Origin of the sequence: Bacillus sp. 5mfcol3.1, assembly GCF_900114335.1 — a bacterium.
In the GTDB taxonomy this organism is placed as follows: Bacteria; Bacillota; Bacilli; order Bacillales; family Bacillaceae_G; genus Bacillus_A; species Bacillus_A thuringiensis_S.
In genome coordinates, this window is the sequence record NZ_FOST01000002.1 from 1 (window position 1) to 24073 (window position 24073).

Consider the following 24073-nt stretch of genomic DNA (forward strand, 5'->3'; position numbering starts at 1 on the left):
GGAGGTATACCCAAGTTCGGCTGAAGGGATCGGTCTTGAAAACCGACAGGCGGCGAGAGTCGCGCGGGGGTTCGAATCCCTCTACCTCCTCCATTTTTTCTTAAATTACATATTATATCATCGCGGGGTGGAGCAGTACGGTAGCTCGTCGGGCTCATAACCCGAAGGTCGCAGGTTCAAATCCTGTCCCCGCAACCAAATGGTCCCGTGGTGTAGTGGTTAACATGCCTGCCTGTCACGCAGGAGATCGCCGGTTCGACCCCGGTCGGGACCGCCATTTTAATAAGGCTCGGTAGCTCAGTCGGTAGAGCAGAGGACTGAAAATCCTCGTGTCGGCGGTTCGATTCCGTCCCGAGCCACCATTTTGAAGTCGCAAGCCGGCTTAGCTCAATTGGTAGAGCAACTGACTTGTAATCAGTAGGTTGGGGGTTCAAGTCCTCTAGCCGGCACCACTTTCAAAATGAGCCATTAGCTCAGTTGGTAGAGCATCTGACTTTTAATCAGAGGGTCGAAGGTTCGAATCCTTCATGGCTCACCATTTTCAATTTAATGCGGGTGTAGTTTAGTGGTAAAACAAGAGCCTTCCAAGCTCTGGTCGAGAGTTCGATTCTCTTCACCCGCTTTTCAATTATGGGCCTATAGCTCAGCTGGTTAGAGCGCACGCCTGATAAGCGTGAGGTCGATGGTTCGAGTCCATTTAGGCCCACCATAATTGTTCCGCAGTAGCTCAGTGGTAGAGCTATCGGCTGTTAACCGATCGGTCGTAGGTTCGAGTCCTACCTGCGGAGCCATATTATAGAGAAGTACCCAAGTGGCTCAAGGGGCTCCCCTGCTAAGGGAGTAGATCGCGAACGCGGTGCGAGGGTTCGAATCCCTTCTTCTCTGCCAGTAATTGGCCCGTTGGTCAAGTGGTTAAGACACCGCCCTTTCACGGCGGTAACACGGGTTCGAATCCCGTACGGGTCATACTAAAAGAGATAGCATAAACTGCTATCTCTTTTTTGTTGTGTATAAATATAAAAGAAGCTATAACAGATTATAAATAATCAATTTAAAAAAGTTATATTAATTTAAATAGGATTACCTCTTCTTATACATAAGAAAAGAGGTAATCCTATTTTTTGAATATGTTTTAACTCTCTGCTGAGCGGCCATCCGGTTTCATAACAGCATGACTATATGCGGAGTGAAGAGTTTTGTATCCTAAAAGTGCAATAGTTAAGGCAAGGCCTCCTGCTATAATAGCCACACTAAATCCTGCCCGAGCTCCAAAGTTATCAATAACTAAACCAGCTATCGCCGATCCTAGGGAGACTCCAATACCAAGTCCTGTAATTGCCCAAGTCATTCCTTCAGTTATTTTTGATTCAGGTACGATTTTTTCCACAAGTCCCATAGTAATAATCATTGTAGGAGCGACAGATAACCCTGCAAAGAAAACAATAACTACTAGCCAAGGAATAGTGTTTACGAAAACTAGTGGCAGCATTGTTATCATGGACAGTGTGACTGCTATTAAAAACTGATTATAGGGTGGAGTATTGAGTTTAAGAGTACCGAAAATTAGACCTGCAAGGCATGAACCGATTGCATAGACAGAAAGCACAAAGCTAGCAGCTACCGTGTTTTCTTGATGTTCAGCAAAAGCTACACTAACGACATCTATTGTGCCAAATATAGTCCCTATGGCGATGAGTGTGAATACTAGTACTCGTAAAGAACCAATTTTAAACACTGTTCCTTTGTTTGTAATGTCGTGAGGGTGTACAGGCGGTTCTGTGCTTTTTTGCATGGTGAATAGGCATACCCCAATTGTAAGAAAAACAGATGATAAAAGTGGGCCTGCTTCTGGGAAGAACATAACACTTAAACTGACAGATAATACAGGCCCAATTATGAAGCAAATTTCGTCGACAACCGACTCGAAGGAAAATGCTGTATGCAATTTATGGGATCCACGGTATAGTTTAGTCCAACGTGCACGCACCATGGCTGACATGTTGGGCATACAACCTGCACATAAGGCGGATAGAAATAGCGTCCAATAAGGAGCTTCATATTTCGTGCATAGAAGTAAGAGGATCGTAAAGAAAACACTGATACCTGTAGTCGGAAGAAGTATGCGAGATTGCCCTAATTGATCGGCCATCCGAGAAATATGAGGAGCTAGTAAAGCTGATGATAATGTAAAGGTGGCTGCAACAGCTCCAGCAAGCCAATAGTCACCACGTAACTGAGATAACATTGTAACAATACCAATGCCCATCATTGATATGGGCATCCGAGCTATAAATCCTGCTAATGAGAATCCTTTTGTACCAGGAGCACTGAAAATTTCACGGTAGGAATTAAACATAATAATCACCAAAGTATTTGACGTTTACATATACATTCTTCATTCTTTTAACTCCTCCTCTGTTTCATTAATACCTTCTATAAAAAGGGACAGTGAGTCAATGTAGGGGATGGGTAAGAAGTTATATTATCTTGTAAGCTAGAAATAATTGACATACGCACCGTATGCCAATATCATATTAACATACGGTGCGTATGTCAATTGAAATGTTTTATCTCTGGATAGAGAGCTGACGTTCAAAGGAGTTATTCTTTTACATAGAGAACGATACTATAATGCGATTTATTTTGAATAAAGAGAATGAATAGAAATAGGAGGAAAAGATGGTTAAAAAAACGAGAGCAGAAATGATTACTGAAACACGTGCTAAATTGCTGAGTGCAGCAAGAGAGGCTTTTGGTACAGTTGGATATGTAAACACGTCTATGGATGATTTTACAGCATCTGTCGGTTTAACACGTGGTGCAATTTATCATCATTTTGGTGATAAAAAAGGGTTGTTAGAAGCAGTTGTAAAAGAAATTGACATGGAAATGGATAACAAATTAGGGGAAGTATCAAATGAGGCGGAAGGAAAATGGGAAGGATTTGTTGGGCGTTGTCGTGCGTATTTAACAATGGCACTTAATCCAGAAATTCAGCGAATCGTACTTCGAGATGCACCAGCAGTATTAGGAAATAGTTATTATCAATCATCACAGTCGCAATGTTTAACGACGATGGCGGAGATACTTCAACAATTAATGAAGGACTCTATTATTGAAAAAACGGACTGTGAAGCCTTAGCAAGATTCATAAATGGCGGACTAGTGGACCTTGCTTGTTGGATTGCGAATTCTGAAGATGCAGAGATGCAGTTGTCTAAAGCTTTGCATGGCCTATCACTTATATTGGATGGTTTATTACTAGAAAAGAACGCTTAATTTTAACGGATATTTTTTAATATACAGTAATGGTTAAAAGGGAGGTGATAAAGTATAGGCTAATTCATTTATTTCACCGTAGTCTATATAGACCAACTGACGTCCAGCTTATAAGGGGATAATGTGTTAGTTTGATTATAGAAATTGAATTTAGTTATAGGGAATAATCGAATCACATTCTTTTTGTTCACAATCTAAAGAAAACGCCTCCATTGAAATGGATTCCACACCTATTCTAATAACTTTACACTCTATGTGAAAAAGTTCACAAATAGGTCATAATTTGTGAAGTAATTCACAATAATACGTGCTACAATATGAGTGTAAAGAAGTTAAACAACATTAAATTAGTATTTTAATTAATTACTTAAACAATCATAAAAAATAGATGTGAACAATAGAGAGGGGAAATTACCATGAAAAAAGGTATCAATCGTGTAGTATTAGTAGGAACAGGAGCTGTAGGTTGTAGTTACGCTTACTCAATGATCAACCAAGGTGTAGCTGAAGAGTTCGTATTAGTAGATGTTAATGAAGCAAAAGCAGAAGGGGAAGCAATGGACTTAAGCCATGCGGTACCATTCTCTCCATCACCAACAAAAGTTTGGAGCGGTAGCTATGCAGATTGTAAAGATGCAGATTTAGTAGTTATCACTGCTGGATTACCACAAAAGCCAGGTGAAACTCGTTTAGACTTAGTTGAGAAAAATACAAAGATCTTTAAACAAATCGTTCGCGGTATTATGGATAGTGGATTCGATGGAATCTTCTTAATCGCAACTAACCCAGTTGACATTTTAACTTACGTAACTTGGAAAGAATCTGGTTTACCAAAAGAGCGCGTAATCGGTTCTGGTACTACTTTAGACTCTGCTCGTTTCCGTTACATGTTAGGTGACTACTTAGATGTAGATCCACGTAACGTTCATGCTTACATCGTTGGTGAACACGGTGACACTGAACTTCCAGTATGGAGCCACGCTACTATCGGTGTACAAAAACTAGAAACAATCTTAGCTAACAACGAACAGTACAATCAAGAAGACTTAGATAAAATCTTCGAAAACGTACGTGATGCAGCTTACCATATTATCGAGCGTAAAGGTGCAACTTACTACGGAATCGGTATGTCACTACTTCGTGTAACTAAAGCAATCTTAAACAACGAGAACAGCGTATTAACTGTATCTGCATACCTTGAAGGTCAATACGGAGAGAAAGATGCTTATGTAGGTGTTCCAGCTGTAATTAACCGCGAAGGTGTACGTGAAATCGTAGAACTTGAGCTAAATGAAGATGAAAAAGCGAAATTCGCTCATTCTGTAAAAGTATTAAAAGAAACAATGGCACCAGTACTATAATAATTGCTAAATAATTCAGAGGTGGGAAACTGCTTCTTACCTCTGAACTTATATAATTTAATATAAATTCCTTTTCCGGTTTCCCTTGTATATCCCCAATATACCCCTTTTGCTGGATAAGGGTCGTTTATAGAAAAGAGCACTCTACTTTACGTAGAGTGCTCTTTATTATCCCGCATTAACGGGCAGTAAGATCCCCACCTCAAAATGCAGCGAAAGCAAAGAAGTTAGTTTGGTGATCACCTGCCCGTAAAAGCCCGATTGGTGAGGGCTGATAATCAGTGGGGGATGAACACCCCCCACTGATTAAAGTTTCACTTTATCATTTTTTAGGCGTTAATCCCAATTTCTTTAAAATATCTGTCAGTGTACCGCTTTTTGATTTTTCTACAGGCGTTTGTGATTTAGATGCATCTGGCCCTTTTTTCAAGAAGTTCTTTTCAACGAAGCGAATATCTTTTTCGTCGACAATCCCATCTTTATTAAGGTCTCCGTCTTTTACAGTTAGTCCTTTTTTACCATAGTTGCTAGCGATAATTTCAGCATCTTTAATATCGATTACTTTATCAGCATTTACATCGCCGGCAAGGTTTTCGTCAGGTCTTGCATAATAATATTGGCCAAGCAGCTTACCGTCTTTTTCAGTACCAAGTTTCGTTGTTAGGCGGCTTGTTAAATGTCCTGGCACTTCTACATATAGGTTATAGTCGCGTTTATTAACTGGAAGTCCATTTAGTTTGAAGTACCCATATTTATCTAGTGAGCCTTCAAACTTATGACGGTAAGAATCAGTTGCGTATACTTTTACGCCAAGCTTTGCATAATCAAACTTTTCATCTAAATATCCACGTTCATTTAAGAATGCACCAGGTTTAATATTTCCTTCTACTAGTGAATTTAAGGACATAACTGAGAATGTTTGATCTTGAAGTACACGCATTCTATTTGGTTCTGATTCACCTTGTTTCCAGTAAACAAAAATTGGTGACTCTAATTGAGCGTTTGCTTCATAAAATTCATCATTTTCTACTTTGAAAGTTACATCAATGAACGGGAAATCACCATCTAATCCAGCAAAGTTTTTGTCATCGATAGCGCCACCAACTGTAACCGAACTTGCCTCTAGTTTCGGTTCATTTACTTTTGCGGTTACTCCTTTTTCGGAAAGTAGCTTTTCAAAAGCAGGATTAAACTTCGCATTTGCAAATTTGAAGTTCTTCTCTAGGAAGTTTACATTAAATTGCCCAGCAACAAATTGTTTTACGTGTTTTGCGTTTAGTGTTACTGTGAACTCGTCATTTTTATATAATTCTTTTTTATCGTAACTAGCTTTCGCATATTGAGCACCTTGTGGGATAAACCAGTAGTTATTTACACCGCTTGGATAGTCAGCTCCTGCAGTTGCATAATCGAAAATATATACGCCTGTGTTCATTGGACCTTCCGTTTTGAAGGAGTCAGGTGTAATGCCAACTTTAAAGTCGCCATTTGCATTAATCGGTAAAAACTTATGCAAGTATGGAGAATAGTCATAGTACATAACGCCATTCGCTTCTTGCGTAATGTTTAATCCTTTTCCTTTTAAGTAGTCAACGTTTGAATCGTATACATTTCCTTTAATCCATAGTGCTTTTTTGCCATCTTCTACTGTATAATTTTCTTCATTTAACTCGTAAATACCAGGTTTTAATCCAGTTAGTTTCACTTCTGGTGGGGTATTATCAATTACAACATAATCACCTTTTACACGTGCTTTCCCAGCCTTATCATAACCGACAAACTCAATTGTGTAGTCTCCTTCTGGTAAGTTGATTTTCTCATCACCAATTGGTTTTGCAGGATCATTTGTAAAAGGATACACTTTTCCATTAAAGAATGAGTCTAAGTAGTAATACACATCAGTTTTTAGTCCACTTGTGTTTAATGTCCCAATGAAGCCCAGAGCTTTATCTGTTTTGGAATCTTTTACGATAAGATCTAACGTTTCAAGTTCGCTGTTTAATTGGAATGCCCCGTGAACATACGATTCACCGTATGGATTAAATTTAGATGTATCAGTTGAAATTGCTTTTCTTGATAGTATTGTATTTTCAATACCAGGCTCTGATACACGAATAGAGAATGGGATTTGATATGTTTCTTCTTTATTTTTCGTGTTCGTAATATGAATATATCCTTCATATCGGCCTTGTTTTACACCGGCTGGAACATTAATTTTTGCTTCAATTTCATCTGCTTTGCCAGCATCAAGAGTAATTGTTTCTGGAGCTGAGATTTTTACACCGTTTGCGACAGCATCGTTAATAGTAGAAGAAGCCGGTGTATAAGAAATTTCTGTTTTAAATTCTTTTTTCTCTTGTTTATTATGATTAGTTACTTTTATATTTCGTTTTTGTTCAAGAGCTTCACCGTCTTTTTGATAAAACTTACCGAATGCAATAGATCCAGTTTCTTCGGGCACTTCAATTACTTCATCATTTACAACAGTTTGTGTCGTATCTAATACTTTAAAGCTTGTTTCTGTACGAACGGCGTTGTAAGCATCTACTCGCCCAGCTCCAACTTCATACACCGAATATTTTTCTTTTAAATCATCAGCTGTGTTCATAAGAGACGCTTTTACATCGAACGGAGAGTAGTCTGGGTGTTCTTGTAAAATTAGAGCAGCAACGCCAGCAATATGAGGGGAAGCCATAGATGTTCCTTGCATACGCTCATAGGAAACAGCGTAGCTTTCACCCTCTTGCGGGTCGTTAATATATTCAGGAACTGTTGAAAGGACAGCGACACCAGGCGCTGTAATATCAGGCTTAATATCATCATTTGCTGTAACAGGACCGCGTGAGCTAAAGTCTGCAAGATGATCGCCTTCTGTTTGAATGTAATTAATTTCATCGAAAGTTAAGGATGTGCTACCTTGTTCAATTTGAGCTTTTAGTTTTTCACCGTCTTCTTTCGTTAGGCGGAATGCTGGAATGTATTTTGTGCTTTCACCAACGTAGAAAGGAATTTCTCCATCCACGTTGTTATAAATAATAACGGCTTTTGCACCTGCTTGTTTTGCGTTAGCAATTTTTTCATCAAATGAGGTTGTACCACGTGCAACGAGAGCGATTTTTCCTTTTACATCTTTTTTACTAAACTCGTCAGGCGTACCGATTCCTACAGATTCAATAGGTAAAGTTTGTCCCTTGAAATCTTCTATTTTATCAGTGAAGTTTTTGCCGAACAAAATTAGGTTAGGGAATTGTAATTGTCCAGCATGACCTGATAGTTTCGGTAAGGAAATAGAGCTATCACTGGCTCCAACCGTAATAGCAAATGGCGAAGCACCTGGTGATCCGAGTGTTGATGGATTCGGTCCAGAGTTACCAGCAGCAACGACTGTAACAACGCCTGAAAGCATCGCGTTATTAACAGCGATAGATGTTGGATCAAGAGGATTGTTGCTATCATCACCTAACGATAAGTTAATAACGTTCATACCGTCAGAAATAGATTTATCAATTGCAGCGATAATACCTGAACTATCTCCACTTCCGTATGGACCGAGTACACGATAGTTATACAGTTCAATGTCAGGTGCAACACCTTTTACTGCTGAATCAGATTGGTTCTTCTTTTGAGCAGAAACGATACCTGCTACGTGAGTGCCGTGGGCTGTGTAGAAGGAAGAACCACGGTTATCAAATTCAGGAGCACCAGATTGTTGCCATTCTGAATAAGTAGTTTCCATTGGATCTGCATCATTATTAATAAAGTCCCAACCCTTTACTGAATTTGGATCTACTTTGCTAGAGTCCTCACCAGGTTTTGCGCGATAGCCTTTATATACGTCTTTTAAGTCAGGGTGATTGTAATCAATACCTGTATCTAATACACCAACTTTAATTCCTTTTCCGGTAATACCCTCACTATGTAACTTATCTACCCCGATTTGAGGGATGCTGTCTGTTAGTTTTTGGGGTGCTTTTTGCTCAGCTTGTTTTGGTAAATTTAATTTCACTTCGTAATCTTTCCAAATGCGTTTTACAACACCAATTCGTAACAACTCTTCAACTGTATTTGCTGGTAATGTCATTGCAACACCATTTAGCGCATGCTTATAAGAACGTTTAATTTGTACAGACTGGAAGTTTCCTGATTTTACTGATGGGCTGAATTGATAAAGACGTTTTAGTCCTTTTTCGAATTCTTCATGTTCTTGATCAATACGTACTTTTATATTTTCAGGAGCAGATTGTAATCCTTTTTCTTTTTGTTTTAATTCATTAATCTTTACTGGAGCAGTTTGAAATTCTACAATGATATTTACAGGCTCAGAACTACTCGTATTAATATCTGGTGAAATTGTAAAACCAGGGTTGGCATCTACCGTTTGTAATGCCAGGCGTTGTTCTTTAGAAAGCTTCGATAATATAGAATGAGCATTTGAAGATTCAATTTGGTTAATAGGACTTTCAGCAAGTACATTGAACGGAATGGCAGTTGAAAACAGAACGCCAGCTGTTACCATTCCAGTAACAAAACGATTTTTCTTTTTCATTTATAGGCCTCCGGTAATTTATATTTTTAAAAATTATTTCTCCACACCTGCTGTTTGCTCAGCATGGAAAGTCCAGTTTAGCTGCAGGGAATCACCTTGAAATTTATTTTGATCTTGGTCGTTATCTTCAAATGAGAAGAGGACATGTAAGTAATCTGTTTCACCAGATTTAATACCATCTATTAAGTTATGACGTTCTAGAGACGTAGCGACATCTTCAGGTTTCATAGTTTTTAATTTTGATAGTTTTGTTTCCCACAAAATCTCATGATCATCGTTTGAATTAGATGGCTGTCCATCATTCACTAGAAACTTGACGATAATGTGATCACCTAAATCTTCACCGTCATTATTTTGCTTTGCATCTGTAACTTCATATGATGTTTCAAGTGCTACTTTTGCAATATCCAATGTACCTTTATTTTCAAGCTTGAAGTTCCTTTCAATAAAATCACCTGGTTTTAAATCTTTCACATTAACGATTACACTTGGATTAATAGAAAGATCTAGTGTTCCAGCTTGAAATGAGTTACTCGATGTTTCTGAATCACTGAAATAGGCGAATACACCTCCGAATGTAAGGGATAAACCAAGTGAAGCGGTGACAACTCCCATTCCTACTTTTTGTTTTAATGACATAAGAAAGCCCCCTAGTTAAATTTTTATAGCAATCGTTCGCAACAAGGATAAATAAGTAAACATAGTAGTCCGCTATGAATTATATTTACGAAAGATAACGGTTCTTTATTGAGAACAAGTATATGCTTATGAATTTCGCGTTTCAATAAAAATATGACGAAAAATGTTGAGAAACATTTTTTTATGACAGATTATTTTATGGTTATTTTAAGTGGAAAATAGCGTGAAAGATAGAATAAACCTAATAAAATAAAGGTTGAGAAAAAAATAATAGGAGGAAATATAGAAGTAGAATGAAGCGTTTACAATGAATATTCGTCAAAATTCGATATTTTACACGGAAATGTGAATAAAAACTAACATTTTTAAGAAAAAAACGAATGTTTTTTATAAATTAACAAGGATATTGCAGTTTTTCGCAGAAATAGTTAAAGTATAAAAAATTCTGTCATCTAAGTGAGGTGAGCATATTGAGTGTAATAAATTGTGAAGAAGTGAAACGAGATGAGTTTCATACAGAAAAGTACTATGAAAGTTATAACATCTTTGGCGCACATGTTGTGACGGAAGATGAGATTCAAGGGGTACGATTTACAGTGTGGGCTCCTCATGCGAAAGCAATGAGTGTTGTTGGGGATTTTAATGAGTGGGATTATGAGCAACATAAGATGCTACAAGTGACAGAAGAAGGCATTTGGTCCTTATTTATACCGCATATTGAAGAAGGAGAAATATATAAATATGCGATTGAAACGTTGGCTGGTGACGTCATTTTAAAGGCAGATCCGTATGCTGTATATGCAGAAGTAAGACCGAATACGGCATCTGTAGTTTTTGATATAAAAGGATATGAATGGAATGATAAAAACTGGAATCGTAAGAAAAAGAAAAAATCGATTTATAAAGAAGCGATGACAGTTTATGAATTACATTTTGGTTCTTGGAAAAAGAAAGAAGATGGAACGCTGTACTCTTACAGGGAAATGGTTGAAGAGCTCATCCCGTATGTGGTGGAACATCAATTTACACATATTGAAATTATGCCGCTTGTTGAGCATCCATATGATCGTTCTTGGGGATACCAAGGAACGGGATATTATGCAGCGACGAGTAGATTTGGTACGCCGCATGATTTAATGCATTTTGTCGACGAATGTCATAAATATGGAATCGGTGTCATTTTAGATTGGGTGCCGGGGCATTTTTGTAAAGATGCTCACGGTTTATATTTGTTTGATGGCACACCGACCTATGAATATAAAGATAAAGATGTACAAGAAAATCCAGTATGGGGAACTGTCAATTTTGATTTAGGGAAGAGAGAGGTACGTAATTTCTTAATTTCAAATGCGTTATTTTGGATGAGATATTTCCATATTGATGGTTTCAGAGTAGATGCAGTTGCGAATATGTTGTACTGGAATAAAGAAGGACAAGAGCAAAGTAATGAGCATGCTGTTTCATTTTTAAGAGAGTTAAATGAAGCAGTGTTTGCAGAGGATGAAGATTTTCTTATGACGGCAGAAGATTCAACAGCTTGGCCACTTGTAACAACTCCAACGTATGAAGGTGGGCTTGGATTCAATTACAAATGGAACATGGGCTGGATGAATGACGTGCTGAAATATATGGAGTGTGCGCCTGAATATAGGAAACACATTCATGAGAAAATGACGTTTTCTTTACTATATGCGTACTCTGAAAACTTCATATTACCGCTTTCTCATGATGAAGTCGTTCATGGGAAAAAGTCGTTATTAAATAAAATGCCAGGTGATTACTGGGATAAGTTTGCTCAACTTCGTTTATTATATGGATATTTCTTTACTCACCCAGGAAAGAAGTTACTTTTCATGGGAGGAGAATTCGGACAGTTTGATGAGTGGAAAGACCTTGAAGATTTAGATTGGAATTTACATGATTTTGAAATGCATCGTTATATGCATGATTACTTTAATGAGCTCATAGCATTGTATAAGCGCTCAAAACCACTTTGGCAGCTTGACCATTCACCTGAAGGTTTTCAGTGGATTGATGCTAATAATAATGAGCAAAGTATTTTCTCTTTTATCCGCCAAGGGGATAAACAAGAAGATGCGTTAGTTGTCGTATGTAATTTTACGAAAGCTACATATGAAAACTATAAAGTAGGTGTACCAGATTTCGAGTATTATAACGAGATTTTAAACAGTGATGCACAGCAATATGGCGGTTCGGGGCAAGTGAATAAGAAACGTCTTAAGACAATTCTAGAACCGTACCATAATCAAGCGGCACATGTAGAGATTACAATTCCACCATTCGGCGTATCCATATTACGACCAGTGAAGACGAGAAAGGGGAGCAAAAAACAAGATGGCTCAAAAACAAAAGTGCGTAGCAATGTTACTAGCAGGGGGAAAAGGTAGTCGTTTAAGTGCATTAACAAAAAATTTAGCCAAGCCAGCTGTTCCATTTGGTGGTAAATATCGCATTATTGATTTTACGCTAAGTAACTGTGCGAATTCTGGTATTGAAACGGTTGGGATTTTAACACAATATCAACCACTTGAACTTCATAATTATATCGGAATCGGAAATGCGTGGGATTTAGACCGAGTAAACGGTGGGGTCACAGTCTTACCTCCTTATGCGGAGTCTTCAGGGGTTAAGTGGTATACAGGTACGGCAAGTGCCATTTATCAAAATTTAAACTATTTAAGTCAGTATGAACCGGAGTATGTTCTTATTTTATCAGGTGACCATATTTATAAAATGGATTACAGTAAGATGCTAGATTACCATATTGAGAAAGAATCGGACGTATCCATTTCTGTTATTGAAGTACCTTGGGATGAAGCGAGTCGCTTTGGCATTATGAATACAAATGAAGAAATGGAGATTGTTGAGTTTGAAGAGAAACCACAATTTCCAAGAAGTAATCTTGCATCAATGGGAATCTATATTTTTAATTGGTCAATTTTGAAAGAGTATTTAGAGATGGATGCGAGAAACCCTGAATCTAGTAACGATTTTGGAAAAGATGTACTTCCGCTTTTATTGGATGAAGGGAAGAAGTTAATGGCGTATCCGTTTGAAGGATATTGGAAAGATGTTGGAACGGTGAAGAGCTTATGGGAAGCGAATATGGATTTGCTTCGCGATGAAACATCACTGAATTTAAACGATCGTAATTGGCGTATTTACTCTGTCAATCCAAACGAACCGCCTCAATATATTGCTGAAAAGGCGAAAGTAGAAGAATCGCTTATTAACGAAGGGTGCGTCATTGAAGGGGACGTGAAGCATTCTGTGTTATTCCAAGGAGTGACGGTGGAAGAAGGAAGTATGGTGATTGATTCTGTCGTTATGCCAGGGGCTAAGATTGGTAAAAATGTTGTGATTGAAAGAGCGATTGTTGGATCAGAAATGGTTATTGAAGATGGAACAATCATTCGTCCAGAAAAGAATGTTGACGATGTAGTATTAATTGCTGAAGGGAAATAGAAAAGGGGGATGAAATGAATGGGAGAAAAAATGTTAGGAATTATTAATGCAACGGGAAGTTTTCCTTCCTTAAAGAAAGTAACAGGGCATCGTTCACTAGCGGCGTTACCGTTTGGGGGCCGTTATCGACTCATTGATTTCATGCTTTCAAATATGGTGAATTCTAGTATTCATAGTGTAGCAGTTTTTACAAGCCATAAAAATCGTTCGTTAATGGACCATGTTGGTTCAGGAAAACAGTGGGATTTAGATAGAAAACGAGACGGACTATTTTTATTCCCGCCAAACTGCCAATGTGACCAAGATGAATTTGGGTCTTTTGCACACTTTAGAAGACATATTGATTATTTTCTAAGAAGCAGAGAAGAGTACGTTGTTATTACGAATAGCCATCTCGTAACAGCATTAAATTTTCAAGCGGTGTTAGAGCGACATATACATACGGCAGCTGATATTACAGAAGTTTGCCATGAAGGGGTTTCGCTTCAAACATACGTGTTAAAGAAACAATTATTATTAGACTTATTTGAGTCATATAAAGATGTGGAGCAATACAGTTTATTTGATGTAGTGAGAGAAAAACGCGGGAAATCATTACATATTGCTACATATGAGCATACTGGATATGTAGCAATTATTGACTCGATCGAAAGTTACTATAAGCATAGCCTAGAAATTTTGCAACCTGCTATTTGGAAGCAATTATTTAAGAAAGAAGCGCCGATCTTTACGAAAGTAAAAGATGAGCCACCAACTCGTTATCTAAAGGGTGCAGTCGTGAAAAATACAATGATTGCAAATGGCAGTATTATTGAGGGGGAGGTAGAAAACAGTGTTATTTCCCGTTCAGTTAAAATTGGAAAAGGATCAATTATTCGTAACAGTATTATTATGCAAAAGAGCCAAATTGGAGATAACTGTATAATAGACGGTGTTATTATTGATAAAGACGTGAAAATTGGCGACGGTGTCGTATTAAAAGGAAACATCGATGAGCCGTATGTTGTAGAAAAAGGAAGCGTACAAAACAGTACGATTAATAGTTATTCCTAAAGAATCAGTGGGGGCTTTTTCCCCCACTGATTAAAGTTTTAATTTAAATGAAAACTCGAAGGGAGGAAGCTGCAAGAGGAGTAATAAAAACTTTTCGCGCAGTGGGACAACAAGTGAATATTTTATTTGCAGTATCAGAATGTGTACCGTTTGTGAAATCGGGAGGATTAGCTGATGTAGCGGGTGCGCTCCCAAAAGAGCTGAAAAAATTAGGAGTGGACGTTCGTATTATACTTCCGAATTATAGCCTCATTCCACAAAAGTTAAGAGATGGATGTACGTTACATAAAGTAATTAACGTCCCGCTCGGGTGGAGGAATCAATATTGTGGAATTTTAAAAGGTGAGCAAGACGGAATTACGTATTACTTAATAGATAATGAATATTATTTTAAGAGAGATTCTCTGTATGGTCATTATGATGACGGGGAGCGTTTTTCTTATTTCTCAAAAGCAGTGTTAGAGTGTATTCCGCACCTTGACTTTGAAGTGGATGTTCTTCATAGCCACGATTGGCATACGGCTATGGTTAATTTCTTACTTCGTGAAAAGTATCAAGATAACCCGTTATATGAGCGTATTAAAACGGTATATACGATTCACAACTTGCAGTTCCAAGGAGTATTTCCTCCTGAAGTGATGTACGACTTGTTAGAGCTTGGTGATGAATATTTTCATAGTGAGCAGCTAGAGTTTTATGGAAACATAAACTTTATGAAAGGCGGTATTATCGCTTCGGATCAAATTACAGCGGTGAGCCCGACGTATAAAGAAGAAATTCAATATGAATTTTTCGGTGAGAAGCTAGATGGATTACTGCGAAAATATAATGATAAGCTTAGCGGCATTGTAAATGGTATTGATACGAGCGTATATAATCCAGAAACGGATTCGTATATTAAGGCTCAGTATGATGCAGAGTCATTATATGAAAAGAGTGAAAATAAACGCGCTTTGCAGCGTTATTTTGGTTTGCCAGAAAAAGAGGATACACCAATTATTTCAATGGTAACGAGATTAACGAAGCAAAAAGGTCTTGATTTAGTACGCACTGTATTCCGCGAAATAATGGAAGAAGATGTACAATGTATTATTTTAGGTTCAGGTGATTCGGAATATGAGCAATTCTTTGAGTGGATGGCATATGAGTATCCGGAGAAGGTAAAAGTTTATATCGGATTTAATGAAGAATTAGCGCACCAAGTGTATGCGGGAAGCGATTTGTTTTTAATGCCATCGCTGTTTGAACCGTGTGGACTTGGACAACTTATCGCATTAGCGTACGGTACGATTCCAATTGTAAGAGAAACAGGTGGATTAAACGATACGGTACATTCTTATGATGAAGAAACAGGCGAAGGAAATGGTTTCAGTTTCACGAACTTTAATGCACATGACATGCTGCATACGGTTCACCGTGCAATTGAATTTTATCATGATAAACCAGTGTGGGAGCAGCTTGTAAAACAAGCGATGACTGAAGATTATAGCTGGGAGCAATCGGCTCTTGCTTATAAGGAATTGTATAAAAGTCTCATGGAATAACATGTAGGTGGTGAAAAAATGTTTACTCATGTTGAAAGTTTTAAATCAACTTTTCTAGAAAAGTTAGAGACGATGTATGGGAAAAGTTTCAAAGATTCTACAACTCGTGATCAATATAATACACTCGGTCATATGGTACGTGAGTATATGAATAGTCAATGGATTGCAACGAATGAGAGTTATCGATCCGGAGAGCAAAAGCAAATGTATTACTTGTCTATTGAGTTTTTGCTTGGACGTTTGCTTGGAAGTAACATCTTGAATTTAGGTATTAGAGATGTATGCGAGCAGGGGTTATCTGAACTAGGGATTTCGTTGCAAGAGTTAGAAGAAGTGGAAGCAGATGCAGGCCTTGGTAATGGTGGGCTTGGACGCTTAGCAGCCTGTTTTCTCGATTCACTTGCATCTTTAAACTTGCCAGGACACGGCTGTGGAATTCGTTATAAACATGGTTTGTTTGATCAGAAAATTGTTGATGGTTATCAAGTTGAATTTCCAGAACAGTGGCTTCTTCATGAAAATGTATGGGAAGTAAGAAGGCATGATCAAGCTGTGGAAGTAAGTTATTTCGGCAGTGTTGAACCGCTAGAAATTGACGGGCGTTTAGAGTTTAGGCATACAAATGCAGAAGTCATTATGGCAGTGCCATATGATGTGCCGGTAGTAGGCTATGAGACGAGTACTGTAAACACACTTAGACTTTGGAATGCTGAACCAGTTCCGTTCCCGCAAAACTGCAAAGATATTTTGAAATATAAGCGCGAAACAGAGGCTGTATCGGAGTTTTTATATCCAGATGATACGCATGATGAGGGGAAAATACTTCGGTTAAAACAACAGTATTTCCTCGTATCAGCAAGTTTACAAAATATCGTTCGAATGCATAGAGAAAGATATGGTGACCTTCGTCAATTACATGAAAAAATTGCGATTCACATTAACGATACACATCCGGTTTTAGCAATTCCAGAACTGATGCGTATTTTACTAGACGAAGAAAAGTTAACATGGGAAGAAGCTTGGCACATAACGACGCAGACGATTTCTTATACGAATCATACGACGTTATCAGAAGCGCTCGAAAAGTGGCCAATTCACATTTTTAAACCGTTATTACCGAGAATTTATATGATTATTGAAGAGATTAATGAACGTTTCTGTCATGAACTTTGGGAACGTTATCCTTATGAATGGCATCGCATCGAAGACATGGCAATTATTGCGCATGATCTTGTGAAAATGGCTCATTTAGCAATTGTCGGTAGCCATAGCGTAAACGGTGTAGCAAAAATTCATACGGAAATATTAAAGCAGCGGGAAATGCGATTGTTTTATGAATTTTATCCAGATAAGTTTAATAATAAGACGAATGGAATTGCTCATAGGCGCTGGCTTATGAAAGCAAATCCACAGTTAACAAATCTCATTTCAGAGGCGATTGGAACAGAGTGGAAGAAAGAACCGATTAAGCTTCAATCGTTGCAAACAGTTCAATACGATGCGAGTTTCCAAGAGAAATTTGCAGAAGTAAAACAAGAACGTAAAGAGATTTTAGCGGAGCGCATTCATAATACAATGGGGCTTACGATTGATCCAAATTCTATTTTTGATGTGCAAGTGAAAAGATTACATGCTTACAAACGACAATTATTAAATGTTCTTCATATTTTATATTTGTATAACCGTTTGAAAGAGGATGCTAGTTTTACATTTTATCCGCGTACTTTTATTTTTGGAGCGAAAGCATCACCTGGATATTATTACGCGAAAAAAATTATTAAATTAATAAATGAACTCGCAAGAAAAGTAAATAATGACCCGTATGTCAGTCAATATATGAAAGTTATCTTTCTAGAAAACTATCGAGTTTCTTTAGCGGAAGATATATTCCCGGCAGCGGATGTAAGTGAACAAATTTCAACGGCGAGTAAAGAAGCATCGGGAACAGGTAATATGAAATTTATGATGAATGGTGCGATTACACTCGGAACGCTAGACGGAGCTAACGTTGAAATAAAAGACCGGGTCGGTCATGATAACTGTTTCATTTTCGGCTTAACAGCGGAAGAGGTTCTTCATTACTATCAAAATGGTGGATATCGTGCAAGTGATTATTATCACCACAATAGGCACATTAAAAAAGTAGTTGATCAATTAACAAATGGTTTCTTTGCACAATCGGGAGCAGAATTTGAAGCGATTTATGATTCTCTCGTTATTCAAAATGATGAATATTTCGTTCTGCGAGATTTTGGCCCATATGCTGAAAAACAAGAAGCTGTCGGTAGAGCTTATGAGAACCGAACGAAGTGGCTAGAAATGTCGATTTTAAATATTGCACAGTCTGGTCATTTTGCGAGTGATCGAACGATTTTGCAGTACAGCAATGAAATTTGGGGTATTGGTAATGTAGTTAAACAGTTTTAAAGAGGATGCTATATTGGGAGATATATTATCGATTTACCAACAAAAATGGATATTAATAAATAAAACGGGCTTAATAAAATTAAGCTCGTTTTATTTATTTTGCTTAAGAAAGAAATGGAACAGTGGTATATATGATACCTGCCCCATCATACTCTCCTGTCGCAAAGTATGAAAATGTAAAGAAACCTGTGACCGTAAAAATTACAATAAGAAAAAGTGTGAAGATAAATTTTAACATGTAAGGTCCCCTCATCCAAAAATAACTTCATAGAGTATTATAGTATACGAATATTTTATTTCCAATTGTTTACTGGTTAAAAATGAGAAGTCAGACATGTTTTGTATGTTGTAATGGAATGATTATTTGTAATGGATTTTGTATTTTTTGTAAATGTCATATTGTGATGGACGTGTGCATACTCCCAATCATGATCATTAAAATTTATGTTTCGGGGAGGGAGAAGTGGAACGACATCGAACAAGTTGACGAAACGAAAGCTACTAGCTACTTGTAGTTTATAATAATTTCGAAAAGCGATATCTCCTACTTTTGGAGAAGCGAATGTATAAAGTCCATACTGTGCGAAGGCAGTATTTATACGTGCATCTAATATGTGTAATGTGGCAAGCGCACCACCTAGACTATGCCCAGTAGCTAGCAGTTTTTTATGTGCTGGCAATGATACGAGCATATCCATAATAGAATCACGACAAGACTCATAAATAGAGAGAAAGCCGTTATGGACATTTCCGCTATTTAAAGCATAAGGATAAGGTTTTTGATTGACGAGAGAGTCAATAATCCAATCAGGGTCTGTTTGAGTGCCCCTGAAGGCAACGATAATTGTATCCTCAGATTCTAATATAAACCCGAACCATTCTGTTGTTTGAATGGCTTTTCCTTGAAACCCTTGTACATATTGAAAACCATCTGGTATTTCGAAAATACCATTTTGTTTATATTGTTCATACGTTAACTCACAACAAGAAGCTAACAGTATGGCAGTGTCTTTATCAAAGGATAAAGGAGTACGCATTAAGGAAGCCCTCCTTAAGAAAAGGTATAGTTTAATATATGCGGTGAGGAACTTGATTCATGCTTTTGGAAAAAAGACTTGAACCTACAGTTACGTGAGGGAGTATGATTTTTGTAAACATATTGTTAGGAGGAGTGTAAGATGAGCAAAAGGGAAGGCTGTTCAATTGGTGAGTTTGCAAAGAGGACAGGCACATCAATACGGACACTACAATATTACGATGAAATTGGACTACTTAAACCTGGAAAGAATGTTAGCTCTGGTCACCGTGTGTACAAAGGAAAAGATATATTAGAACTACAGAAAATAGTGAGTCTTAAAGTATTAGGATATAGTTTAGAAGAAATACGCGTTATGCTGAAAATGCCAAGTTTGAATGTAAATTTAAAAGAAACGTTGGAACAACAAAGAAAAGCCTTTGAAGAAAAGAGAAGACACATTGAAGTTTCGATAAAGGCGCTTGAACGAACAATGGTATGTCTTGAGGAAGATGAAGAGTTGGATAGTGACATATTAATGAGTCTAATTAACAGCATTCAAAAAGAAAACGAACAACGTTTATGGCTTGAAGGATATGTATCAAAAGACTTGGCTGATGGATTATATAATAAGTCGGAAGAAGAGGGCATAGCACTTGATAAAGAGTTTGTGCGTTTAGCAAAAGAAGTGAAAAGATTATTCGGAAGACAAATTGAGGATTCAGAAGTGCAAAAATTGGTTGATGAACATATGAAGGCGACTCTTAAGTATGTTGGTGAAGAGACAATGTATTCTTTAGGTAAATTAGAGAATGTAGAAGAACAATATAATAATATGATGCCATCTCCTTACACGGAAGAAGAAGAGACATGGCTTAATGAAGCGATGGAGTATTATATGATTCGAAATGGTATGTATAGCCCTCCGCAGTAAAAATAAAGTGCCATAGTCATAAACTTTAGAGAAATGCCTCCGATGTTTTTTTGCATTGGAGGCATTTTTTACTCTTTTCCATCTAAAAGGTGAACAAGGCCACCTAATATACTACTTTCACCAGTACTTTATAATGCTGGGCTTGTAAGAGGTTTGAAAAAATAGTCTGTATATATTTGAACGATGATTACCTATTTACTTGTGTTTGTTCGCACTATATACCGAAAATTTCGGGAAACGAAACATATTATTTATCTGTTTGTTTTTGCTTTTTTTTCAAATACTCCGCACGTAATTGTTCAAGTTGCTGCTTTTTATCAAATTTGGCAGGCTTCTGTTTTTCATGAAACTTTGCCACAGCTACCTGACTTTTGGAATCCAATTGATATTTTCCCACTTTGTTCACCTACTTTTCTTGTCTTGAAAGAGAATCTATTCAACAAATATAATATACCTTATTTTACTGAAGTAAACCTTATTACTTTATTTCATCTGCTTTTTCTCGTTTGTAGACGTAAATTAAAACACCCTTTCACTGCATTACTGCAAGCAAGGGTGTTTAATTTTAGTATTATATTAGTCGATGGACAAGCCTGCATAAGGGCCCTTTTTACTCTTTCCCATCCAATAAACGACCAAGGCCACCTAATACACTACCTTCGCCAGTACTTTGCGCTGCTGGGCTTGTAAGGCGTGCTGCTAATCGGCTAAGTGTTAAGGACTGAATCCAAACTGTTCCAGGACCTTCTAATGTTGCGAAGAATAAACCCTCGCCGCCAAATAGAGCTGTTTTTACTTTACCAACGAATTCGATATCATAGTTAATATCTTTTGTCATGGCAACGAGACAACCTGTATCAATGCGAAGTTTCTCACCAGGTTTTAATTCACGTTTATATACAGTTCCACCTGCGTGCATGAAAGCAAGGCCGTCACCTTCAAGTTTCTGCATGATAAACCCTTCACCACCGAAGAAACCAGTTCCTATTTTTTTCGTAAATTCAATTCCGATAGAAACACCTTTTGCGGCACAAAGAAAGGCATCTTTTTGACAAATTACTTTTCCTTGATATTCTGTTAAATCTACAGGAATAATTTTACCAGGATAAGGAGCAGCAAATGAGACGTGGCGTTTGCCGTGACCTGTATTTGTAAATACAGTCATAAACATACTTTCGCCTGTAACGAGACGTTTACCAGCGCCCATTAATTTGCCGAATAAACCGTTAGATGGGCCAGAACCGTCACCAAAGATTGTTTCCATTTCAATGTAATCTTCCATCATCATCATTGCGCCAGCTTCTGCGATAACGCTTTCTTTTGGATCTAATTCAATTTCAACAAACTGCATATCATCGCCATATAGCTTATACTCGATTTCATGTGCTTGCATTTTTTCACCTCATAAATATGTAGTAATTATATTGTACAGAAGTTAAAAGAATTAGAGTACTGTATTTTTGTTAATTTTTGAATAAAAATAGAATGAAAATTTAAGGTTATACTAGGATTATAAAAAATGATGGAATGAAAGTGTTCTCATTTGACGTTTTCGATATAGCATGATATAGTGAAAGCACTATTGAGCTACATAATGTGGTACGGAAATAAAGCACGTTGTATTAAAGGCTGTAAGCTTGTTATACATTCATGTCCTTTATATCCACCTTTTCATGTGGATTCATAGTTTCATTTTTATTTAGGAGGTACATGACATGCAAACAGGTAAAGTTAAATGGTTTAACGGCGAAAAAGGTTTTGGCTTCATCGAAGTTGAAGGCGGAGAAGACGTATTCGTACATTTCTCAGCTATCCAAGGCGACGGCTTCAAAACTTTAGAAGAAGGTCAAGAAGTTTCTTTCGAAATCGTTGAAGGAAACCGCGGACCACAAGCAGCTAACGTTACAAAAAACTAATTAGCTAGCGATAAAAAGCATTCCGATTTTCGGAATGCTTTTTTTTATTCTTTGGAACTAGATTCATTTGAAGATAATTCACCTTTGAAGGTACGTTCTTCAAAATCATCAAGCATTTGTTCATATTCTTCATGCTCTTCTGTAGCGAAAACTTGTGGGTTTTTCCCGTACATATCCGTACCGATAAAGTTTTCAAAATCCTCCACGTAGCCTACGTTTTCTTCACTATTTACATACATGCCATTATAGTTTTTTGAATCTTGTCTTTCTAAATCAGACGGCGTTTCAGATGTTCCGTAATTTGCGACATCTTGCCACGCATCTTCCGCATCGTACTCAACAGAATGGTCCTCATCATGCTTGTGGAAAGAAGGAGACAACACTTCTTCTTCAACTGGCCGTGTATTCATATTTAACTTATTTGTCGCGTGCTGTATGCATGTTGTAGCAGTCGGCATTGCTTCCAATCTTTCAAATGGAATTTCTTCGCCAGACACTTCACAAATGCCGTACGTACCCGCTTCTATTTTTTGTAGGGCATGTTTCGTCTCCTCAAGCTGTTTATGCCAAAGTTCAATAAGCCCGAAGTCTTTTTCACGTTCATATAGCTCTGTAGCCATATCACCTGGATGGTTGTCATAGCTAGACAGTTCTCCTACTGAATCGCGTTCAGAAGCACGATCTGTATTTTCATGAGTTTGTATCGTTTGTTCCAGTTCTTGTTTTTGTTTTTCTAAAATGGATTTAAATTGACCTACTTGTTGTGGAGTTAACATAGTCGTCCACCTTCCTACAATTCAGTTTCTTTACATAGTATGAGCGTTGAGAGTAGGAATTATGAGATGAATTTCAGATATGAAAAAGGAGCCGCATAAGCAGCTCCTTTTATAGAAAGTATCCAAGTAATAATCCGATTCCCATTAGGAAACCGAAGATTGTATTTGTTTTTGCTGTTGCAATCATCGCAGGTACCATTTCCATTGGAATGCTTTTGCCGATAAAGCCTTTCGTCGCTTTAAATGCTTTCGGTGCACTTAAAAATACGATAAGCATCCATGGTGATACGATGCCCACGATAATTAAAGCAATTGTCCAAATGTAGGAAACGATGAACATCGAAGCAAGTACACCAACAGCTCTTTCACGTCCAACGAGAATTGCTAACGTTTTACGACCGTTTTCTTTATCGCCATCCAAGTCACGAATATTATTAGCTAGTAAAATGGCACCAATTAAAATGGAGCTTGGAATAGATAGTAAAATGACTTCTGATGTTACAGTGCCAGTTTGAATAAAAAATGAAATCCCAATAATAATGACACCCATAAATAATCCGGCTGTCAACTCTCCAAATGGTGTATATGCAATTGGAAGTGGGCCACCTGTATAAAGGTAAGCAACGGCCATACAAACAAGACCGATTGCAGCAAGCCACCAACTAGAATTTATACAAATATAAATACCTAATAGTATTGCGATGCCGAAAAATCCAAATGCTAAGTTAAGCACTGTTTTTGGCTGAATGCCATCGCGAACGATAGCGCCGCCGATACCAACTGAACCTTCGTGATCAAGTCCTCTTTTATAATCAAAATATTCATTAAACATGTTTGTTGCTGCTTGAATGAGAAGACAAGCAAGAAGCATCATAAGGAAAAGAGGAAGATGTATTTGATTTATACCTCCGACCTGCATCGAATATGCTGTTCCGATGAAAACAGGTACGAAAGCGGCTGTTAATGTATGGGGACGTAGTAAACTCCACCAGATGCGCCAGCCTGTTTGCTTACTTGGCTTTGGCGCCGTAGGAGAGGAATTCGTTTTGACGTTCATTTCCATGGTGAATCCTCCTTTGGTCACATATTGTACACAA

General features: G+C 37.6%; 18 protein-coding genes and 11 tRNA genes. 20 read left to right on the forward strand and 9 right to left on the reverse strand.

Translation table 11 applies throughout. The features are described 5' to 3' along the window. From BM089_RS09080 to BM089_RS09130, 11 genes are all read left to right on the forward strand, one after another. A tRNA-Ser gene (locus BM089_RS09080) sits at positions 1-93 on the forward strand. A 28-nt stretch (positions 94-121) separates the two neighbouring features. Beyond that, positions 122-198, forward strand: a tRNA-Met gene (locus BM089_RS09085). A 3-nt stretch (positions 199-201) separates the two neighbouring features. Then, positions 202-277, forward strand: a tRNA-Asp gene (locus tag BM089_RS09090). A 9-nt stretch (positions 278-286) separates the two neighbouring features. Beyond that, a tRNA-Phe gene (locus tag BM089_RS09095) sits at positions 287-362 on the forward strand. Positions 363-376: 14 nt separating this feature from the next. Further along, positions 377-452 (forward strand) — tRNA-Thr (locus BM089_RS09100). Between the two features lie 10 nt (positions 453-462). Beyond that, positions 463-538 (forward strand) — tRNA-Lys (locus tag BM089_RS09105). A gap of 13 nt (positions 539-551) precedes the next feature. Then, positions 552-622: transfer RNA gene (locus BM089_RS09110), tRNA-Gly, on the forward strand. A 10-nt stretch (positions 623-632) separates the two neighbouring features. Beyond that, a tRNA-Ile gene (locus tag BM089_RS09115) sits at positions 633-709 on the forward strand. 7 nt (positions 710-716) lie between these two features. Further along, positions 717-791, forward strand: a tRNA-Asn gene (locus BM089_RS09120). A 6-nt stretch (positions 792-797) separates the two neighbouring features. Next, positions 798-888, forward strand: a tRNA-Ser gene (locus BM089_RS09125). A gap of 6 nt (positions 889-894) precedes the next feature. Beyond that, positions 895-966: transfer RNA gene (locus BM089_RS09130), tRNA-Glu, on the forward strand. Between the two features lie 166 nt (positions 967-1132). On the opposite strand, the gene BM089_RS09135 is transcribed toward BM089_RS09130, so the two are convergent. Continuing rightward, positions 1133-2356 carry an MFS transporter gene (locus BM089_RS09135; RefSeq protein ID WP_075720466.1) on the reverse strand — a complete coding sequence of 408 codons (1224 nt, stop codon included), beginning with the start codon at positions 2354-2356 and terminating at the stop codon, positions 1133-1135. 323 nt (positions 2357-2679) lie between these two features. Between BM089_RS09135 and BM089_RS09140 the strand changes: the two genes are divergently transcribed. Together BM089_RS09140 and BM089_RS09145 are read left to right on the forward strand one after the other, a co-directional pair. Next, entirely contained in the window at positions 2680-3279 is a 600-nt protein-coding gene (locus BM089_RS09140; protein WP_075717044.1) for a TetR/AcrR family transcriptional regulator, read from the forward strand. Positions 3280-3695: 416 nt separating this feature from the next. Beyond that, positions 3696-4640 carry an L-lactate dehydrogenase gene (locus BM089_RS09145; protein ID WP_000715346.1) on the forward strand — a complete coding sequence of 315 codons (945 nt, stop codon included), beginning with the start codon at positions 3696-3698 and terminating at the stop codon, positions 4638-4640. A 322-nt stretch (positions 4641-4962) separates the two neighbouring features. Here the strand turns inward: BM089_RS09145 and BM089_RS09155 are convergent, their stop codons facing one another. Next, complete coding sequence (locus BM089_RS09155; RefSeq protein ID WP_090976751.1) at positions 4963-9186, reverse strand: S8 family serine peptidase; 4224 nt, start codon at positions 9184-9186, stop codon at positions 4963-4965. 33 nt (positions 9187-9219) lie between these two features. Beyond that, positions 9220-9825 (reverse strand): CalY family protein, encoded by a 606-nt coding sequence (locus BM089_RS09160; protein ID WP_090976753.1) that lies wholly within the window; start codon positions 9823-9825, stop codon positions 9220-9222. A 470-nt stretch (positions 9826-10295) separates the two neighbouring features. Between BM089_RS09160 and glgB the strand changes: the two genes are divergently transcribed. From glgB to glgP, 5 genes are all read left to right on the forward strand, one after another. Then, positions 10296-12233: a 1,4-alpha-glucan branching protein GlgB gene (glgB, locus tag BM089_RS09165; RefSeq protein WP_075717046.1), complete on the forward strand. Its 1938-nt coding sequence runs from the start codon at positions 10296-10298 to the stop codon at positions 12231-12233. Continuing rightward, entirely contained in the window at positions 12181-13311 is a 1131-nt protein-coding gene (gene glgC / locus BM089_RS09170; RefSeq protein ID WP_000057604.1) for a glucose-1-phosphate adenylyltransferase, read from the forward strand. Before glgB ends, glgC begins: the two co-directional genes overlap by 53 nt. 18 nt (positions 13312-13329) lie before the next feature. Next, a complete protein-coding gene (gene glgD / locus BM089_RS09175) occupies positions 13330-14364 on the forward strand; it encodes a glucose-1-phosphate adenylyltransferase subunit GlgD (protein ID WP_000504162.1) in 1035 nt (344 codons plus the stop codon). Between the two features lie 113 nt (positions 14365-14477). Continuing rightward, entirely contained in the window at positions 14478-15908 is a 1431-nt protein-coding gene (gene glgA, locus BM089_RS09180; RefSeq protein WP_029948456.1) for a glycogen synthase GlgA, read from the forward strand. An 18-nt stretch (positions 15909-15926) separates the two neighbouring features. Then, the gene (gene glgP / locus BM089_RS09185; RefSeq protein WP_090976755.1) at positions 15927-18335 is read left to right on the forward strand and encodes a glycogen phosphorylase; all 2409 of its coding nucleotides are present in this window, start codon (positions 15927-15929) and stop codon (positions 18333-18335) included. Positions 18336-18438: 103 nt separating this feature from the next. Here the strand turns inward: glgP and BM089_RS31765 are convergent, their stop codons facing one another. Continuing rightward, the gene (locus BM089_RS31765) at positions 18439-18573 is read right to left on the reverse strand and encodes a hypothetical protein (RefSeq protein WP_016079902.1); all 135 of its coding nucleotides are present in this window, start codon (positions 18571-18573) and stop codon (positions 18439-18441) included. A 76-nt stretch (positions 18574-18649) separates the two neighbouring features. After that, a complete protein-coding gene (locus BM089_RS09195) occupies positions 18650-19372 on the reverse strand; it encodes a lipase family protein (RefSeq protein WP_001260112.1) in 723 nt (240 codons plus the stop codon). A gap of 141 nt (positions 19373-19513) precedes the next feature. Here BM089_RS09195 and BM089_RS09200 point away from each other — a divergent pair, with 141 nt between their 5' ends. After that, positions 19514-20284 carry a MerR family transcriptional regulator gene (locus tag BM089_RS09200; RefSeq protein ID WP_000043962.1) on the forward strand — a complete coding sequence of 257 codons (771 nt, stop codon included), beginning with the start codon at positions 19514-19516 and terminating at the stop codon, positions 20282-20284. Positions 20285-20531: 247 nt separating this feature from the next. On the opposite strand, the gene BM089_RS31045 is transcribed toward BM089_RS09200, so the two are convergent. Together BM089_RS31045 and BM089_RS09210 are read right to left on the reverse strand one after the other, a co-directional pair. Then, positions 20532-20681 (reverse strand): hypothetical protein, encoded by a 150-nt coding sequence (locus BM089_RS31045; protein WP_000521642.1) that lies wholly within the window; start codon positions 20679-20681, stop codon positions 20532-20534. Positions 20682-20894: 213 nt separating this feature from the next. Next, positions 20895-21677 (reverse strand): TIGR00266 family protein, encoded by a 783-nt coding sequence (locus BM089_RS09210; RefSeq protein WP_090976757.1) that lies wholly within the window; start codon positions 21675-21677, stop codon positions 20895-20897. A 322-nt stretch (positions 21678-21999) separates the two neighbouring features. Here BM089_RS09210 and cspD point away from each other — a divergent pair, with 322 nt between their 5' ends. Then, a complete protein-coding gene (gene cspD, locus BM089_RS09215; RefSeq protein WP_001193052.1) occupies positions 22000-22200 on the forward strand; it encodes a cold-shock protein CspD in 201 nt (66 codons plus the stop codon). Positions 22201-22244: 44 nt separating this feature from the next. On the opposite strand, the gene BM089_RS09220 is transcribed toward cspD, so the two are convergent. Next, positions 22245-22976, reverse strand: a complete 732-nt coding sequence (locus BM089_RS09220; RefSeq protein ID WP_000957398.1) for a yteA family sporulation protein — start codon at positions 22974-22976, stop codon at positions 22245-22247. Positions 22977-23085: 109 nt separating this feature from the next. After that, positions 23086-24039 carry a 1,4-dihydroxy-2-naphthoate polyprenyltransferase gene (locus BM089_RS09225; protein ID WP_075717049.1) on the reverse strand — a complete coding sequence of 318 codons (954 nt, stop codon included), beginning with the start codon at positions 24037-24039 and terminating at the stop codon, positions 23086-23088. Positions 24040-24073: the final 34 nt, after the last annotated feature.

Coding starts and splice junctions, on each gene's coding strand:
- BM089_RS09135 (WP_075720466.1), bottom strand. CDS start 2,356: ATGTTTAATTCCTACCGTGAAATTTTCAGTGCTCCTGGTACAAAAGGA.
- BM089_RS09140 (WP_075717044.1), top strand. CDS start 2,680: ATGGTTAAAAAAACGAGAGCAGAAATGATTACTGAAACACGTGCTAAA.
- BM089_RS09145 (WP_000715346.1), top strand. CDS start 3,696: ATGAAAAAAGGTATCAATCGTGTAGTATTAGTAGGAACAGGAGCTGTA.
- BM089_RS09155 (WP_090976751.1), bottom strand. CDS start 9,186: ATGAAAAAGAAAAATCGTTTTGTTACTGGAATGGTAACAGCTGGCGTT.
- BM089_RS09160 (WP_090976753.1), bottom strand. CDS start 9,825: ATGTCATTAAAACAAAAAGTAGGAATGGGAGTTGTCACCGCTTCACTT.
- glgC (WP_000057604.1), top strand. CDS start 12,181: ATGGCTCAAAAACAAAAGTGCGTAGCAATGTTACTAGCAGGGGGAAAA.
- glgD (WP_000504162.1), top strand. CDS start 13,330: ATGGGAGAAAAAATGTTAGGAATTATTAATGCAACGGGAAGTTTTCCT.
- glgP (WP_090976755.1), top strand. CDS start 15,927: ATGTTTACTCATGTTGAAAGTTTTAAATCAACTTTTCTAGAAAAGTTA.
- BM089_RS31765 (WP_016079902.1), bottom strand. CDS start 18,573: ATGTTAAAATTTATCTTCACACTTTTTCTTATTGTAATTTTTACGGTC.
- BM089_RS09195 (WP_001260112.1), bottom strand. CDS start 19,372: ATGCGTACTCCTTTATCCTTTGATAAAGACACTGCCATACTGTTAGCT.
- BM089_RS09200 (WP_000043962.1), top strand. CDS start 19,514: ATGAGCAAAAGGGAAGGCTGTTCAATTGGTGAGTTTGCAAAGAGGACA.
- BM089_RS09210 (WP_090976757.1), bottom strand. CDS start 21,677: ATGCAAGCACATGAAATCGAGTATAAGCTATATGGCGATGATATGCAG.
- cspD (WP_001193052.1), top strand. CDS start 22,000: ATGCAAACAGGTAAAGTTAAATGGTTTAACGGCGAAAAAGGTTTTGGC.
- BM089_RS09220 (WP_000957398.1), bottom strand. CDS start 22,976: ATGTTAACTCCACAACAAGTAGGTCAATTTAAATCCATTTTAGAAAAA.
- BM089_RS09225 (WP_075717049.1), bottom strand. CDS start 24,039: ATGGAAATGAACGTCAAAACGAATTCCTCTCCTACGGCGCCAAAGCCA.